We start from the raw sequence: 17,241 nt of genomic DNA, 5'->3' as shown, positions 1-17,241 counted from the left end.
AATTGTAATAAGGTTGTAAATTTGCGGCCGGGCAAGTCCTACACAACTAGCTCCCTCGGAATCCCCCAGGGCGGGAACGCAGCAAGGGTACTTGGTTGTAGCGGTGTGATGTAGGCAGCTTGCCCTTTTTTATATGACAATTAGTAAGTTTATTTTACATAACTATCCAGCTCAAAAAGCTGGATTTTGTGTTTTAAATAACTAAGGTTTAAGATTCAGATTCTTAAATAAATAGCTTGTTGAACTTTGCTGGCGTTTCTTTTTTAATCACTAGTTTTTCTTGTGTATAAGGATGTGTAAATTCTAAAGATTTGGCATGTAAAAACAATCCTTTTCCTTTTAAAATCTTTTCCTCAATTCCATGTTCAACATCTCCTAAAATAGGGTTGCCTATATGTGCACAGTGAATTCTTAGTTGATGTCTTCTTCCTGTATGTGGTGTTAATTGTACCAAATTTAACTTGTCAAATCTTTCGGAATCAACGGTTTTTAAAAGTAGATAACTAGATAAACTTTCTTTTCCATCAATAGGAAAATTAATGGTTCCTTGGTTTTTCATTTCACCAATGGTAACGGCTTCGTAAGTTTTTTGTATGGTTTTGTCTTCAAATAATTTTCCTAATTCCCTTATACTACTAGCTGTTTTCCCAATTAATAACAAGCCGCTTGTGGCAAAATCTAATCGGTGTACAGGTTGAGGTTTTACAGCGTTTTCTAAGGTACTAGGTTTTAAGTTAAAAGGCAAAGCGTTGGTTACAGTTTTGGCTTTATTACCACTAACCAATAGACCAGCAGGTTTATAAATCACGGCTAAATAATCATCTTCCCAAAGCACTTCTAAGGCTAAATCGATGTTTTTTTTGATGAGATTTTCATCTTCTAATAATTCAATTTTTTCACCTCCAACAATAAATTGTCCTGAAATTCCACGTTGATTATTTACCAAAATCAATCCTTTTTTGATGGCTTTTTTAATTCCGGCTTTGGTTGGAATGCTAGCAAAAATCCCCACGGCATAATCAGACAATCTGATGCCGTATGGTAAGTTAGGAGAAGTGTGGGTTTCTGTTATTTTCATTGTTATACGAAGCTAAAGCATTCTTCTTAAATATTTATAGGTTTTATCTGCTAAATTTATAATGGTAAACGGAGCTATCTGTCTCATAATCAAACAATATAAAAAAGTAGAGCAATATCATTTATTAAGTCGTACCTTTGCAGCCGCTACAGAATCGGTTTCACGCCAATTCTTAAAATATATTTATGACATTTGAATCTTTAGGATTATCAGAGGCTATTTTAAAAGCCATCAACAAAAAGGGATATACAGAGCCCTCAGCCATTCAGCAAAAAGCCATTCCACATATTTTACAAGGTAAAGATGTATTGGCATCTGCACAAACAGGAACAGGAAAAACAGCAGGATTTACATTACCATTATTACATTCATTATCTACTCAAAATAAGTGGAAAAGAAGACCTATACGTGCTTTGGTATTAACTCCTACAAGAGAGTTGGCAGCACAGGTTTATGAAAACGTAAGAGAGTACAGTGAATTTTTAGATATAAAATCAGCCGTAATATTTGGAGGAGTAAAACCAAAACCACAAATTACTACTTTAAGAAGAGGAGTAGATGTATTGGTAGCTACACCAGGTAGATTATTAGATCTTATCACCCAAGAAGCATTGTCTTTGTCTAAAATTGAAATATTGGTTTTAGATGAGGCCGATAGAATGTTAGATATGGGATTTTTACGTGATATTAAAAAAATATTAGCGTTGGTTCCAAAAGAACGTCAGAACTTATTGTTTTCTGCTACGTTTTCTCCAGACATTAAAGCATTGGCAAATACTTTTATGAATAGTCCAGTGTCGGTGGAGTCTGCTCCACAAAACACGACTGCAGAAAAAGTAAAACAAACTTTTTACAACGTAAATAAAGGAGACAAACCAGAAGCCGTTATTGGGATGGTAAAAAAAGGAAACTGGAGTCAGGTTTTAATTTTTACACGTACCAAACATGGTGCTAATAAATTGGCAGAAAGATTGGCGAAAGCAGGTATTACAGCCTCTGCCATTCACGGAAATAAAAGTCAAGCTGCAAGAACCAAAGCTTTAGACGGATTTAAGAAAAGTTCGGTAAGAGTGTTGGTCGCTACTGATATTGCCGCTCGTGGATTGGATATTCCTTTGTTGCCACACGTAATTAACTACGAACTACCAAATGTACCTGAAGATTATGTTCATAGAATTGGACGTACTGGTAGAGCAGGAGCAAGTGGACATGCCATTTCTTTAGTATGTGGTGAGGAAATAAAATTTGCCTTAGACATTGAAAAATTATTAGGCTTAAAATTGCCTATGCAACCTTTAGAAGGTTTTGATTTTAAAGCTCCAACAGCTGAAGAATTAAAAGCGATGAAAAAAGGACCATCAAGAACCAATTCTCCAAAAGCAGCACAAAAGCCTAAAACGGCTAAAAAGAAAGCTAAACCAGGTGAAACCCCAAAATGGGTACAAACAAAAAAAAGTGCTGCTTCTAAATTAGGGAGAAGTAGAAATAGAAGATAATAATCTAGTACGAAGTATTTAGTACAAAGTACAGAGTAAAAATAATACTGTTCACTATCAGTAGTAACGAAATAAAAAATCCCAAAATGAAATTTCATTTTGGGATTTTTTATGTTTATCGAGCAATGTTTCTCATCACATTTATTTTTTTCTTCTTTTTTCGATTAAACTTTCCGTTAATAATGAATACGGCTAAAATCCCTAAAACTCCTCCAACAACGGTATTCCATAAAATTTGTTCTCCAATAAATATAAAGGAAGTTAATACGGCAGTACTAGGTACAATAAAAATATAAGTACTCGCCTTTTCAGCTCCAATTCTTGCGGTTACATATAAAAAGCAAGTGGTGGCTAAGGCTGAGTTTACAATTCCAAAATATAGTATGTTTAACCAAAATTTGGTATCGGCTGTAGTTAGCAACTGTTGAAATTCTTTAAAATCTACAAAATAAGCTAAAATGATGGCAGCTGTAATATGTGTCCACAAACTAAATCCAATAGCGTTTCCAAATTTATTGGCATGAGAACTAATTTTACTCATCACCGCCCAAACAAAAGCAGCTAATAAAAAATAGACGTTCCCCACATCTAAAATAGCAGCTGTATTGTCCCAAACTTTTAACAAAACCATTCCGGCTAAAAATCCAAAAAGCAATCCAAGATATTCTTGTTTGCTAGGTAGTATTTTGCTGATAACCAATCCGATGATGTAAGCAAATATAGGATTGATAGTCGTTACCAACACGCCACCTGCTCCAGGAAATCCCTCGTGAACACCTCTGAAAAAGAACAAGGTGTATAATAAAATAAAGATGGATGCTCCCACTATATGAAACCATCCTTTTTTATTAACGTTTACTTTAATTTTAGCAAAATAAGTTAGTGGAATTAAAGTCAAAGGCACTAAAATAAAACGCATTAAACTTAAGTTTAATGCATTAGTGTAAGTTCCTAAAACTTTAGCACAAGTCCAACTGGTTCCCCAAGTGCACATGCTAAGGATCATGGCTATTAAGAGAATTTTTTCGTTTCTAGTGTGTGGTTTGGTTTCGGTGGTTTGCATTTTTTACTTTTTCATGTTGATGTCATAAAAGTAAGAAATCAAATTTCTGTAATCCTAACTTTTTTCTTCTTTAATCTTTCATTGTTAATGATGTCTAATAAGGGTTTGGTGTTTTTAAGTTTTACAGATACAAATGCACAATCGTGTTTTAGTTCTATCACCCCGACTTGATTCCCCGACAAGTTTCCTTTTTTTATTAACAAACCAGCAATATCACCTTTTGATATTTTGTCTTGTCTTCCTCCAGAAATAAATAAAGTTTTCCATGGTGATGGTTCTGGTAAAGAATTTTGTTGCAAATGCGCTACATCCTCAATGTTGATGAATTCTGGTAACTCTTCCTTTTTCCATTGAATTACATAAGCAGTTCCTTCACTATTCATCCTAGCAGTTCTACCGTTTCGGTGGGTGAATTCCTCTATTTTTAAAGGCAATTGATAATGAATTAAAAAATCAATTTCAGGAATGTCCAATCCACGAGCAGCCAAGTCTGTTGCAATTAAAATATTATAAGTTCCGTTACGGAATTTTATCAAAGCACGTTCTCTGTCTTTTTGTTCCAAACCTCCATAAAAGCAACCGTGTGGAATTTCATGATCGTTAAAATAATCACTTACTCTAGCAATGCTGTCTTTATAATTACAAAAAATAATTCCAGATTTGTTCCCAATATGGCAAAGTGTATCCACCAAAGTTTTTAATTTGTCTTTGTCTGGAGACAATACTTTTTTGAGGACCAATTGAGATTTTTTCTCACTTAAAAAATTAATTTCTATAGGATTTTGAATCCCTACAAAAGTTGGAATCTCAATTTCTTGCGTTGCCGAGGTTAATATTTTTTGTTTGATAGATGGAAGTAATTCCACAATTTCACTCATCTCTGCTTCAAAACCAACTTCTAAAGATTTGTCAAACTCATCTAAAATGATGGTACTAATATCAAAAGTTTCAAAACTTCTCTTACGTAAATGATCTGCAATTCTACCCGGTGTTCCAATTAAAACAGTTGGTGTATGAGCTAACTCTATTTTGTCTTTAGACATGGGTCTACCACCATACACACAATTGGCTTTGTAACCTGTTCCCATTTCTCTAAAAACTTGCTCTATTTGTATGGCCAATTCTCTAGAAGGAGTAATAATAATGGTTTGAACCTCTTTGCTATTAGGATTTAATTTCTCTAGCATTGGTAATAAAAACGCTAAGGTTTTACCAGTTCCTGTAGGAGATAACAAAACAACATCTTTGTTGCTAGCAATGGCTTCTTGCGCAGCTTTTTGCATAGGATTTAACTGTGTAATTCCTAATTTAGAAAGGATGCTTGCTTGATTTTTATAGTTTGTAGACATGTTTGTATGGAGTTCTTGTTTCCTCTTGCAAGGTAGTATTAACTTAAGCACAAAAGTAAGCTGGTTTTTGTAAATGTAGACCATATGAAAACACATATTATATTTTAATAAATTGCATTTTATCAATAAGATAAAAAAAATCAATTTTTTTAAAACCACCATAATCATTCTTACGTAGGTAAATAAGTTAACCTAAAAGAATAATTATGATGAAAAATATAACTGTGGTCAATAGTATAAGTTCAAAATTTATAACAGCTATGATATTAGCCGTTTCTTTTATAGCAACATCATGTGTAATGATAATATTGTTGATGATGGTATGGTTGATACAAATGTAGATTTATTACTCCTAGTAATTAAAGGTTAGATTTTTTATTAGACTAAGTATTGTGTTTGTTATTAGAAAGGAAGTCTGTAGAGAATTAAAATTAAAAAAAGTCAATTTTTTAAAACCATCCTCATTATTCTTGCGTAAGTAAGGTGTAATCATAAAAATAAAAATCATGAAATTTAAGAATGTAATGAAAAAATCAAATTCAAAACTTGTAATTGCAATGGCTATGGTTGCCTCTACTTTAGCGGTATCATGTAATGATAACGGAGATGACAATAACCTTGTTATGGGAGATGTTAAACTAAGTCTTTTTGCATCTAATAATTCAAACGGAAATATTACTGTTTACGATGTTACCTCTAGTCAAGATATTTCATCAAAAACATTAGTGACCTCTTCAACAGCAGCAGATGGTGTTTATTATGATTCTGATTTTGAATCAGTATTTCAGGCATCTCGTTCAGGTAATAGTTTAGAAGGATTTGTAAATATTAATAGTATTTTAGGAGGGGCTTCTATTAGTGTAGGTATTACAGGGACTAGCGATATGATGAGCCCAAGAGAAGTTGCTGTTAACGGAAATTTATATGTTGTAGCTGATAACGCTGATGTAGACGGAGACATGAACACTCCTGATGGTAGTTTATACATTTACGAAATGACAAACGGAAGTTTTACACTTAGAAATACCGTTGTTACTGATTTTAAACTTTGGGGAATTACTTTTAACGGAAATGATTTATATGCTGTTGTAGATGCTACAAATGAATTGGCTGTTTTTTCTAATTTTTTAAGCAACACAACTAATGCTTCTATAAGTGCAACCAAACGTATTGCCATAGAGGGAATTACAAGAACTCATGGAATTACTTATGATGTTAGTTCTGATATATTGGTGATGACTGATATTGCTTTGGCTTCTAACGGACAAGATGATGGTGGATTCCATATTATTAAAGATTTTTCTAATAAATTAAATGCTACTCAAAATGGAGGAATGATTTCACTAGCCAACCAAACAAGAGTAGCGGGTTCTAATACCATGATGGGAAATCCTGTAGATGTTGCTTATGATGCAGAGTCACAAATAGTATATATTGCCGAAGCTGGTAATGGTGGAGGAAGAATTTTAGCTTTTAATAATATTGGTTCAGGAGGGAATTTAACACCCTTCTTTAATAGTTCATTAGCTTCAGCTTCTTCTGTATTTTTAGCTAAAGAATAGTTTATAGTTTTATAGAATATCGATAAAAAGAGATTGTTTAAATAAACGTCATTCTGAATTTATTTCGGGATGACGTTTTTTTGTTTCCGTCATGCTGAACTTGTTTCAGCATCTCATTCGTTGATGGTTTTGTAAAGTTTTTGGTGCGACCCCTGAATCAAGTTTAGGATGACATGAAACTTTTTTATTTTATCATGCTTTTAAGTTCTGAATAGCAGCCTCTGCACAGCGTTCTCCGTCCATGGCTGCAGATATAATTCCACCAGCATAACCACCACCTTCACCACAAGGGTATAATCCTTGAATTTCTGGGTGTTCTAAGTTTTCTTTTCTTGGAATATTTACGGGAGATGAGGTTCTAGATTCTACCCCTACAATATTTGCTTCATTGGTATTGTATCCGTGCATTTTTTCTCCAATTTGCGTAAAACCTTTTCTTAATCTACCTCCAATGGCTTTAGGTAAAAGAGAATGTAATGGTGCAGAATTTAATCCGGGTTGGTAAGAGGTTGGATTTAGTGAGGGTGATAAAACCCCGTCAATAAAATCGGTTAATCTTTGTGCGGGAGCTGTTTGAGATCTTCCTCCAGCAGTAAAAGCCAATCGTTCTAAATCTTTTTGATATTGCAATCCTTTTAAAGCTCCGTATTGCTCGTATTTTTGTAAATCTTTTTGAGCATTGATCTCTACTACAATTCCAGAATTGGCAAATACATTATTTCGTTTGGATGGAGACATTCCGTTCACCACCACTTCACCGTTGGCGGTTGCAGCAGGAACAATAAATCCACCAGGACACATACAGAAAGAGTACACACCACGTTCACGTACTTGTTCTACCCATCCGTATGCGGCAGCAGGCAACAATTCGTGTCTACTCCCTTCACAATGGTATTGAATCCCATCAATAATTTGTTGAGGATGTTCTACACGAACCCCCATGGCAAAAGATTTTGCTTGTAAGGCAATTTGTTTTTTATCTAACAATTCATAAATATCACGAGCGGAATGACCTGTGGCTAAAATTAATGCTTTGGCACTTAGTTCACGTCCATCTTGTAATTGAATGGCTTGTAGTTTGTTGTTTTTGGTAATGATGTCAACCACTCTAGATTCAAAATGAACTTCTCCTCCGTAATGGATGATGTTTTCACGAATTTTAGCAATAATTTTAGGAAGTTTGTTGGTTCCAATATGCGGATGCGCATCAACTAAAATTTGTTCTGTAGCTCCGTGGTACACCAAGTTTTCAAAAATTCTACGAACATCACCACGCTTTAAACTTCTAGTGTATAATTTTCCATCAGAATAAGTACCTGCACCACCTTCACCAAAACAATAATTAGAATCTTCATTTACGTTATGGAATTGGTTGATTTGACGTAAATCTCTACGTCTGTCTTGTACATTTTTACCACGTTCTAAGACCACAGGTTTGTATCCCAATTCAATACAACGTAAAGCTGCATACATTCCCGCAGGACCAAATCCTACTATGTGAATTTCTGGTTTGTTACTAACATCTTGGTAATTAAATTGATATTCTGATTGCTCTGGAGCAGCTTCTTTAATATAAACGGCTACCTTATAGTTAAAGTAAATTTGAGGTTTACGAGCATCAATAGATTTACGTAAGACTTTTACAGTTGTAATGTCTTTTCTAGAAATACTTAACCATTCCGCCGCTTTCATTTCTAAAATGTTCGCCTTGGTTTCTTCTTGCAGTTTTATACGAAGTTGAATCTCTTTTACCATGATGCAAAAATAGTTTATTTATTGCTAGTATTTAATAGGTTGATAGGTAATCCATATAAAAAAAGATGATGAGAAATAGCGAACTACTCATCATCATCAGTCTTTATAATTTATTTAAGGGAACAGTTTTTGTTTATGCTTCTACCGTTCCTTTTTTAGATTTTCTGTACGTAAAAGAATTAAAAATATTACGTCTTCCAAAATTGTTGATTGATTTACTGTTTACAAACTTTAAGAATAATTTATGGTTTACTCCAAAATACTCATAAGTGTTTCCATCGGTAAAAGTCACTTCTAACAACATACTTTTGTGGTGATAATCTGCTACTTGAGATTCTGTAATGGTTTTTTTATACTCCTCTAAATTTGCTTCTTTGGTTTCTGGAGCAATACTTACTAAGAAATGATAACCATCAATAATTTTTAAACTTGCTTTTTCAGCTTCTATTTTTTCTTCTTCGTCCTGAAACTTATCAGGATGCCATTGTTTTACCAATCCTCTATAAGTAGTCTTTAACTCCTTAAGAGAGATAGCTCCTTCTACTTTAAAAAGCTTTTTATATTCGTTAATACGCTTCATGTTTTGTTTTTTCAGGTTGCGGCTGCAAAGCTATTCATAATAATATAGAATACAGTATTTTAAAGTGTATTTGTGAAGCTTATTTTTACCAATTAATTTATCGTTGCATGGCAAAAATTTCTGCTACAGCAGATTTGTATTTTACTTGATTTCCAGCTTTTTTGATGGCTTTATAAGTTTTTTGGGGACTGTCAAAAGATTGAGAAAAGTATTCCCAAAACCCTAACATCTTCATTTTAATAGGAGTCGGGCCAGACAAAGCTTCATCGTATTGTTGATAAATAGTATCGTGAAATTCTTTAAAAATTTGCCATCTGTTTTCAGGATACTCTGTCGTGTTGTTCTGAATCATACTTGGTAAAAAAGGATCAGCAATTAAACCACGACCAATCATAAAATGATTGATACTTGGAAAACGTTCTTTTAGTTCTCTAAAAGATTGTACGCTTGTGATGTCTCCGTTGTAATATAGTTTATGCGGACTGTTTTCTACACATTTTTGAAAAGAATCTAAATCTGTTCCTCCTTTGTACAATTGCTTTCCTATACGAGCATGAATGGCAATATTCTTTAATGGATATTTTTCTAGAATAGGGAATACTTCTAAAATTTCGGTAGGTTCTTCATAACCCATTCTCATTTTCATAGAAATGGTTACATCACTCTCGTTATGTGCTTTGTGTAAAACTTCATCAATTTTTTGAGGTTGGCAAATCATTCCAGATCCCATTCCTTGTTTGGTCACCATTGGATAAGGACAGCCTAAGTTCCAATTAAGTTCTTTGTAACCTAAAGATTGAATGTATTTAATCACAAATAAAAATTCATCAGAATCATTGGTCATCACCTGAGGAATCAATTCAGAAACTTGATTGTTCTCAGGATTTAAATCTCTTTGGTAATTGTTTTTAATCACCATTTTACCATTCATCTTAATATAAGGAGCGTAAAATGTATCTATTCCTCCAAAATAATGATGAAAAGCGTTACGAAAACGAAAATCTGTAAATCCTTGTAAAGGAGATGATAAAAGTGTAATTGACATCCAAAAAATTTTGGCAAAAGTAGTGAAAAACAAAACCACCCAATCAAAAAAGAAAGCGTGGTTTAAATTTTATTTTAATACAAATGATTTTCGTTGAGTTGATGTACTAAACTTTGTGCAACTTGTTTGGGAATGTTGTTGAATAAATCATCAGCATTTTGCACTCCATATTCACTTTTCCAAACCACCTTATCTTTGCTAATATCTATTCCTGTAAAAACATAAGTGTACATTAAATTGCTAGAATTTGTAGTGGCATTATAGGTGTCTTTTTCAAAAACCTTTTCGTTACTATTTATTTTATTGTAAAGTCTTTGGATGTCTTTTTGAAAAATGGTAATCACCAAATCGATATTTTTATCTAAGACTTCTTCATCTATATTTTGTTGAATTTCTTCCTGATTTAAAACAAGTGTTTTGTCCAAGTTGTTTTTAATCAAATAAAAATCAGCATATTTATTCTGTTCTTCTAATTGTTCTTTGGCAAACTCAACTATTTTAGTATTGATTTTGGAAACGGTTAACTTGTTTTTAATCTCCGTATCAAACAGTTTTTTAATAATGTTTTGATTGGTATAATAACTATCGGTCACAAACAAAACTCTTTTATAAGTTGGGGGAATGTCATCTGTTTTTTGACTAATGGCTGTTTTAGGACTATTACAGCCAGCAACGATAAGGGTAAATAGAAAATAGATGATTTTCTTCATGGAAATAAATTTTTGGGAGAAATTACAACAATCAGTCCGATTTAAAAAAGAAAACCACCTAATCTAAAAAAAGAAAAGGTGGTTTTGCGTTTTAGTTGTCAGAGTTTCCAATATCATCGATACTTTCAACTTTTGAGGCTTTTTGTTTGAATTTTTTTTCTAAATAGTTGTAGTAAAAATAACAAGCTACAACACCAAAAGGAATTGCAATAACACTTGTGGTTATAGTGTTTTGGGTAATTGTTGTTCCAAAGAAACCATCAATAATACCTAAAATCATTCCACCTATAAATGTACCTGCATAATAAATAACAACACCCATAATGGCATTTTTCCATAAATGCATGTCGTAGTTATCAGCTAGATCATAAAATTTTTTACCAACAAAATATATTAAAAGTAAGCCTAACATTTAAATTAATTTTTTACGTGTAAAGCTTCGTTTAATTCAATTGTTTTTGGGTTAGGACGACAAGTTAAGTGTCCGTTTGTAGAGTCTAATAAGAACAATAATTTATCTTTTCCATTTAACTCAGCACCTTTTACAATGTTTTGTCCTTCTTCCACAACGTTTCCGTTAATATCAACAGGTTGTTTGTTGGCATCGTATAACCAAACCTTAGCAGCAGCAGTTACATAAACTCCCGCAGCAATAGTACATCCAAATCCTAAAGAAATTCCTGTTCCAGAGTTAGCCCCTAATAAACATTTGTCTCCAATAGAAATCACATTTTTATTACCTCCAGATAAAGTTCCCATAATAGAAACCCCACCACCTAAGTCAGAATCATGTCCAACAACAACTCCAGCAGAAACTCTACCTTCAATCATGGCATTTCCTTTGGTACCTGCATTAAAGTTAATATAACCAGCAGGCATTACAGTTGTTCCCACGGCACAATGAGCCCCTAAACGAACTTGAGATCCGCTAGCAATTCTAACTCCGTTAGGTACGTGGTAATTTACCATGTAAGGGAATTTATCAACATGAGAAACAATAATGTTTTCTCCTTTAAAAGTAGCTTTAATTCTTTCGGCAGATAAATCTTCTGGCAAAATAGGTCCTTGGTTGGTCCAAGCAATGTTGTTTAATTTTCCAAAAACACCTTCTAAAGACAATCCGTGAGGTAATACGTGTAATTGAGATAAACATTGTAGTTTAAAATATCCTTCTACGGCATCGGTAACAGGTTGGTCTTTATCAAATAAGAAATAAGCCACTACATCAATTTCCTGATAAGTATTACTTGGTGTTGCTATATTTTCTAACAATTGTTGAATGATAACAATGTTTGGATGTTTTTCTATTTCTCCATGAAAAGCAGCAAAGTTATCAAAAGCTTGTTGTAATTGAGCCTTAGATACGGTTACAAATCCATTTTCTCCACCTTTAAAACCAGTTACATCTTGTAATAATGCAGCAGTTCCAAAAGCAGTATCCCAATTAATGCTAGGAAAGTTTACGTCTAAAACTTTATCTCCTTTAGACCTGCGAATTCCCAATCCAAATGCTAATGGTTTTGTGTATCCTTCTGTAGCTTCAACTTTTGCTACGTATGCTTTAAAATCTTCTATGGTGTTCATGTTATGTTTTTTCAAAAAATGATTTGGCAAATATAAGGCATTGAGATTAGCTATAAAAACCAATAAGATTTAGTTGTTACAAAAAATCTACGTTTTCTTTTAAAACAATTTCAATAGGAGAAAAATAGTGTTTTTCTGGTTTTATTTGATGCGTTAAAAAATTAAAGAGCAATTTAATTCCATCATATCCTTGTTGAACAGGATTTTGACTGATTAAAAAATCAACAGTTCCATTTTTTAAATACTTAATATTATCGTTAGTGGTGTCAAAACCACCAATTTCAATATCTTTTTTGTCTAAACTTTCTACTATTTTTGCTACGGTACTTACTTTACTTGAAGGCACAAAAATTCCTTTAATATTTGGATATTTAGAAAGATAATTGTCAAGTTGATTTTTTAACGTTTCGCTGTTTTCAACATGATCAAAATGCAGGTTGTGAATAGCAATTGATTTTTTAGAGGTTTTAAAAAAATCTCTAAATCCGTTAATTCTGTTGTTAATAGAAGTGTAATTAGAAATATCTTTACGAATTTCAATAATTAAAATCTCTGCTTTTTTAGGCAATACCCAATTCATTAATTTTCCAGCAAGCAATCCGCTTTTAAAAGAATCTTGTCCAATAAAAGAAAGATTGTTAAGTCCTTCTGTTTCTGTATTGATAAATACATAAGGAATGTTTTGATTTTCTAACAACCCAATCAGATCCCTAGTTTCTTTGTTAAAAATAGGAGCGATTAATACAGCGCTAGGCTTGCTATCTATCATTTTATGAAAAGCATCTATATAAGTATTTGATGAAAATTGATCAAAATGAAAGTTGTTGATTAAAAAGCCAAGATTTTTAATTTCTTCTATCGCATTGGCTATTCCTTGTTTAGGAGACTCCCAAAATTCATCAGAACTTATGTTTTCTGGCAAAAGAGTCGCAATAGTATACGTTTTTTTTGACGCCAAAATACTCGCAACAGGATTTACCGTATAATTATAGTCCTCAATAATTTTAAGAATTTTCTTTTTGGTTCTCTCAGAAACGCCTGGTCGGTTGTGTAAAACTCTGTCTACAGTACCTATAGAAACGTTTGCTTTTAATGCGATGTCTTTAATGCTTTTCAATGTTTTATTTTATTAATTTCATAAAAACAGGAACAAAATTATGTTAAAATAGTGATGAATGATGTTTGGTTCATTATTTTTTATTAATTTCGTGTGCGTACACGAAAATATAAAATTAAAGTTAAAATGGCACAATTATTCAATATCAAAGATCAAGTGATTGTCGTTACAGGTGGAGCAGGAGTGTTAGGAGGTAACATTGCAGAGCATTTGTTAAGCGAAGGAGCTAAAGTGGTAATTATTAGTAGAAGCGAAGATACAGTTGCTGCAAAATTAGCAGAGTTAGAAAAAATAGGAAAAGAGGTTGTTGGATACGCATGTGATGTGTTAAGCGAGGCTTCATTAACAGAAGTAAAAGATAAAATTATTGCCAAGTGGGGAAAAATTGATGCTTTGGTAAATGCTGCGGGTGGAAATATGCCGGGAGCTACCATTTCTCCAGACAAAACATTCTTTGATTTAAAAATGGCGGATTTTAGAAAAGTGTCTGAATTAAATTTAGATGGAACCGTATTACCATGTTTAATTTTTGGGAAGGAGATTGTAGCCAATGGAAAAGGAAGTATTGTAAATGTATCTTCTATGGCAGCAGCACAAGCCATTACAAGAGTTGTTGGTTATTCAGCATCTAAAGCAGCTATTGATAATTTTACCAAATGGTTGGCTTCTGATTTTGCTTTAAAATTTGGAGATAAAATTAGAGTGAATGCCATTGCACCAGGATTTTTTATAGGGAAACAAAACTTACGTTTGTTAACCAATGAAGATGGTTCTTATACAGAAAGAGGAAACACAATTATTAAAAATACGCCTATGAAACGTTTTGGAGAATCGGAAGAATTAAACGGAACCGTACAATGGTTGTTAAGTGATGCTTCAAAGTTTGTAACAGGAATTGTAGTGCCAATTGATGGTGGTTTTAGTGCCTTTAGTGGAGTTTAATAAAGATATAAGTTAGAAAAATGATACAAACATTTAGATGGTTTGGGGTAAATGATTCTGTTCAATTATCTCACATAGCACAAGCTGGTGCAACAGGAGTGGTAACGGCTTTACATCATGTAAAGAATGGTGATATTTGGGAAGTGGAAGAAATCATGAAGGTAAAAAACATGATTGAAGCGGCTGGTTTAGAATGGTCTTTTATAGAAAGTATTCCTATTCATGAAAATATCAAACTACAAAAAGGTGATTATTTACACCGTATAGAAAATTACAAGCAGAGTTTAAAAAATGTAGCAGCATGTGGAATTAAAAATGTGTGTTACAATTTTATGCCTGTGTTAGACTGGACAAGAACTCAACTTTTTTGGCCTTTAAAAAATGGAGCAACGGCTTTGCGTTTTGACAAAGTTGAAATGGCTGTTTTTGAAATCTATTTGATGGAAAGAGAAGGAGCGGAAAAAGACTATACAGAAGAAGTTCAGACCAAAGCAAAAGTATCTTTTGAAAACATGTCATCAGAAGAAAAAACACGTTTGTCTGATTGTATTTTAAAAGGATTGCCAGGAACGGTGGATGATTTGTCTATGGATGAGTTTAAAGCAATGATTGCGCAGTATGATGGTTTAAGTCATGCAGATTTAAAGTCAAATTTATCATTCTTTCTAAATCAAGTAGTTCCTATTGCAGAAGAAAATGGAATTGTGATGGCCATTCATCCAGATGATCCACCAATGGATATTTTAGGATTGCCAAGAATCATTAAATCAGAAAAAGATTTAGAAGATTTAATCGGTTTTATTGATAGCCCGAGTAACGGAATTACTTTTTGTACAGGTTCTTTAGGGGCAAATCCAGATAATGATTTGCCTAAAATGATAGAAAAGTTTGCGGATAGAATTCACTTTTTACACCTAAGAAATGTAAGAAGAGAAGCTGATGGAAGCTTTTTTGAAGACAATCACTTAGGAGGTTCTAGCGATATGTACGAGGTAGTGAAAGCAGTTGCTAAAATTGAAAAACAAAGAGGAATAGAAATTCCAATGAGACCAGATCACGGTCACCAAATGATTGATGATTTAACCAATGACAAAGCTTATTGTGGATACACAGCTATTGGTAGGTTAAAAGGTTTGGCAGAACTAAGAGGTTTAGAATTAGGAATTAAAAGAAGTGAGGCTTAAATAGCTGAATTTTAAATATAAAAAAGGGCAGTTGTTAATTAACAACTGCCCTTTTTTATGTAATTAGGTTTGCTAAATAAACTTTCCTGTCATTCCTTTTAACTGTATTTGTAAAGCTTTGGTGGAGACTTGAATTTCAATAAACAATAAAATCAATGAAAACATCATACAACAAAGGCTAATGATAAAGATGATATCAGCAGAAATCAACATGTTTAAAAATAGCAATAACATGGTCAGCACAGCTCCCATAAAACTTAGAATGGCAAATCCTTGGGTGGCTCTAATCAACGTTAGTCTTTTGCTTAGAATCTTAATTTGAGCTCCAATATCTTTTTCGTGAGAATCTTGATATTCTTTGTGCAGTTGTCTAATCAAAGAAGCAATGGCTAAATAGCGGGCATTATAAGCCAACATAGATAAAGAGATTGCTGGAAATAACAAGGCAGGGATACTCATAGATAAATTCATGTTCGGGGAGTTTTTAATTTGAAACTTAAAAGTAATGCTAAGTTTTTAAAGTGAAAAGCAGTAGGCTGTTAATTTATGATGTTTAGAAGTTGCGTTATTTTAGAAATTATACTATTCACTATTCAATACTCGTTACTATTTTTTCAAGATTTTAAATTATAGATTGTATCTTTGCCACTTCTAAAAATAAAAACTCATGAAAGCAGGTATTGTAGGATTACCTAACGTTGGAAAATCAACATTATTTAATTGTTTGTCTAACGCAAAAGCGCAAAGTGCAAACTTTCCATTCTGTACTATTGAACCAAATATTGGAGTCGTAAATGTACCAGATCCAAGATTAGAAAAGTTAGAGTCTTTGGTAAATCCAGAAAGAGTAGTGCCTGCAACTGTAGAAATTGTTGATATTGCCGGATTGGTAAAAGGAGCAAGTAAGGGAGAAGGTTTAGGAAACCAATTTTTAGCAAACATTCGTGAAACCGATGCTATTTTACACGTGTTACGTTGTTTTAATGATGACAATATTATTCACGTTGATGGTTCTATCAATCCTATTAGAGATAAAGAAACGATTGATATTGAGTTACAATTAAAAGATTTAGAAACAGTAGAAAAGCGTTTAGAGAGAGTTAAAAAATTAGCTAAAACTGGAAACAAAGAAGCGCAAGCTGAATTTGATGTTTTAGACAGAATTAAAACTTCTTTAGAAGCTGCAGTTTCTGTTCGTGCATTATCATTTACTGAAAAAGAATTAGAATTTGTAAAACCATTACAATTCATCACTATCAAACCTGTAATGTACGTTTGTAATGTTGATGAAGAATCAGCAGTAGATGGAAACGAATATGTTGAGTTGGTAAAAGAAGCGGTGAAAGATGAAAATGCTGAGGTGTTATTTTTAGCCGTTGGAACTGAAGCGGATATCAACGAATTAGAAAGTTTTGAAGAGCGTAAAGAGTTTTTATCTGATATTGGTTTAGAGGAGCCAGGAGCCGCAAAATTAATTCGTGCTGCTTACAAGTTATTAAACTTACAAACTTACTTTACGGCAGGGGTAAAAGAAGTAAGAGCTTGGACCATTAACATTGGAGATACTGCACCACAAGCAGCAGGAGTAATTCATACAGATTTTGAAAAAGGATTTATCCGTGCAGAAGTTATTAAGTATAACGACTATGTTACTTTAGGAAGTGAAGCCAAAGTAAAAGAAGCTGGTAAATTATCTGTAGAAGGAAAAGAATACATAGTACAAGATGGAGATATGATGAATTTTAGATTTAATGTCTAATGTTCTCCATTAATAAG

At 33.0% G+C, this 17,241-nt stretch carries 16 protein-coding genes and 1 other RNA gene; 6 read left to right on the top strand and 11 right to left on the bottom strand.

Annotated features, from left to right (window positions below; genetic code table 11):
• Positions 1–29: 29 nt before the first annotated feature.
• Positions 30–128: signal recognition particle sRNA small type (gene ffs, locus QVZ41_RS00825), an RNA gene on the top strand.
• Between the two features lie 95 nt (positions 129–223).
• Here the strand turns inward: ffs and QVZ41_RS00820 are convergent.
• Positions 224–1,078: an RluA family pseudouridine synthase gene (locus QVZ41_RS00820; protein ID WP_302882660.1), complete on the bottom strand. Its 855-nt coding sequence runs from the start codon at positions 1,076–1,078 to the stop codon at positions 224–226.
• A 185-nt stretch (positions 1,079–1,263) separates the two neighbouring features.
• Between QVZ41_RS00820 and QVZ41_RS00815 the strand changes: the two genes are divergently transcribed.
• Positions 1,264–2,574, top strand: a complete 1,311-nt coding sequence (locus QVZ41_RS00815; RefSeq protein ID WP_302882659.1) for a DEAD/DEAH box helicase — start codon at positions 1,264–1,266, stop codon at positions 2,572–2,574.
• A 115-nt stretch (positions 2,575–2,689) separates the two neighbouring features.
• Here QVZ41_RS00815 and QVZ41_RS00810 read toward each other — a convergent pair whose 3' ends face one another.
• Complete coding sequence (locus tag QVZ41_RS00810) at positions 2,690–3,637, bottom strand: DMT family transporter (RefSeq protein WP_302882658.1); 948 nt, start codon at positions 3,635–3,637, stop codon at positions 2,690–2,692.
• A gap of 38 nt (positions 3,638–3,675) precedes the next feature.
• A complete protein-coding gene (locus tag QVZ41_RS00805) occupies positions 3,676–4,986 on the bottom strand; it encodes a DEAD/DEAH box helicase (RefSeq protein ID WP_302882657.1) in 1,311 nt (436 codons plus the stop codon).
• Positions 4,987–5,492: 506 nt separating this feature from the next.
• Here QVZ41_RS00805 and QVZ41_RS00800 point away from each other — a divergent pair.
• Positions 5,493–6,548, top strand: coding sequence for a hypothetical protein (locus QVZ41_RS00800; RefSeq protein WP_302882656.1), 1,056 nt, complete (start codon positions 5,493–5,495; stop codon positions 6,546–6,548).
• Positions 6,549–6,740: 192 nt separating this feature from the next.
• On the opposite strand, the gene QVZ41_RS00795 is transcribed toward QVZ41_RS00800, so the two are convergent.
• The 7 genes from QVZ41_RS00795 to QVZ41_RS00765 form a co-directional block, all read right to left on the bottom strand.
• Entirely contained in the window at positions 6,741–8,303 is a 1,563-nt protein-coding gene (locus QVZ41_RS00795) for an NAD(P)/FAD-dependent oxidoreductase (protein WP_302882655.1), read from the bottom strand.
• Positions 8,304–8,436: 133 nt separating this feature from the next.
• Positions 8,437–8,883, bottom strand: a complete 447-nt coding sequence (locus tag QVZ41_RS00790) for a KTSC domain-containing protein (RefSeq protein WP_302882654.1) — start codon at positions 8,881–8,883, stop codon at positions 8,437–8,439.
• A 97-nt stretch (positions 8,884–8,980) separates the two neighbouring features.
• Positions 8,981–9,928, bottom strand: coding sequence for a tRNA dihydrouridine synthase (locus tag QVZ41_RS00785; protein ID WP_302882653.1), 948 nt, complete (start codon positions 9,926–9,928; stop codon positions 8,981–8,983).
• Positions 9,929–10,002: 74 nt separating this feature from the next.
• Complete coding sequence (locus tag QVZ41_RS00780) at positions 10,003–10,638, bottom strand: hypothetical protein (protein ID WP_302882652.1); 636 nt, start codon at positions 10,636–10,638, stop codon at positions 10,003–10,005.
• A 91-nt stretch (positions 10,639–10,729) separates the two neighbouring features.
• Positions 10,730–11,050 carry a hypothetical protein gene (locus tag QVZ41_RS00775; protein WP_302882651.1) on the bottom strand — a complete coding sequence of 107 codons (321 nt, stop codon included), beginning with the start codon at positions 11,048–11,050 and terminating at the stop codon, positions 10,730–10,732.
• A 5-nt stretch (positions 11,051–11,055) separates the two neighbouring features.
• Positions 11,056–12,222 carry a tetrahydrodipicolinate N-succinyltransferase N-terminal domain-containing protein gene (locus QVZ41_RS00770; protein WP_302882650.1) on the bottom strand — a complete coding sequence of 389 codons (1,167 nt, stop codon included), beginning with the start codon at positions 12,220–12,222 and terminating at the stop codon, positions 11,056–11,058.
• Positions 12,223–12,298: 76 nt separating this feature from the next.
• Positions 12,299–13,339, bottom strand: coding sequence for a sugar ABC transporter substrate-binding protein (locus tag QVZ41_RS00765; protein WP_302882649.1), 1,041 nt, complete (start codon positions 13,337–13,339; stop codon positions 12,299–12,301).
• Between the two features lie 126 nt (positions 13,340–13,465).
• Between QVZ41_RS00765 and QVZ41_RS00760 the strand changes: the two genes are divergently transcribed.
• Positions 13,466–14,281: an SDR family oxidoreductase gene (locus QVZ41_RS00760; RefSeq protein WP_302882648.1), complete on the top strand. Its 816-nt coding sequence runs from the start codon at positions 13,466–13,468 to the stop codon at positions 14,279–14,281.
• A gap of 20 nt (positions 14,282–14,301) precedes the next feature.
• The gene (gene uxuA, locus QVZ41_RS00755; RefSeq protein WP_302882647.1) at positions 14,302–15,465 is read left to right on the top strand and encodes a mannonate dehydratase; all 1,164 of its coding nucleotides are present in this window, start codon (positions 14,302–14,304) and stop codon (positions 15,463–15,465) included.
• Positions 15,466–15,537: 72 nt separating this feature from the next.
• Here uxuA and QVZ41_RS00750 read toward each other — a convergent pair whose 3' ends face one another.
• Positions 15,538–15,936, bottom strand: coding sequence for a DUF2721 domain-containing protein (locus QVZ41_RS00750; RefSeq protein WP_302882646.1), 399 nt, complete (start codon positions 15,934–15,936; stop codon positions 15,538–15,540).
• A 196-nt stretch (positions 15,937–16,132) separates the two neighbouring features.
• Here QVZ41_RS00750 and ychF point away from each other — a divergent pair, with 196 nt between their 5' ends.
• Positions 16,133–17,224: a redox-regulated ATPase YchF gene (gene ychF, locus QVZ41_RS00745; RefSeq protein ID WP_302882645.1), complete on the top strand. Its 1,092-nt coding sequence runs from the start codon at positions 16,133–16,135 to the stop codon at positions 17,222–17,224.
• The last annotated feature ends 17 nt before the right edge of the window (positions 17,225–17,241 follow it).

The sequence above is a fragment of the Wenyingzhuangia gilva genome (assembly GCF_030519655.1).
Lineage (GTDB): Bacteria > Bacteroidota > Bacteroidia > Flavobacteriales > Flavobacteriaceae > Wenyingzhuangia > Wenyingzhuangia gilva.
This window is presented reverse-complemented; position numbering and strand designations above follow the sequence as displayed.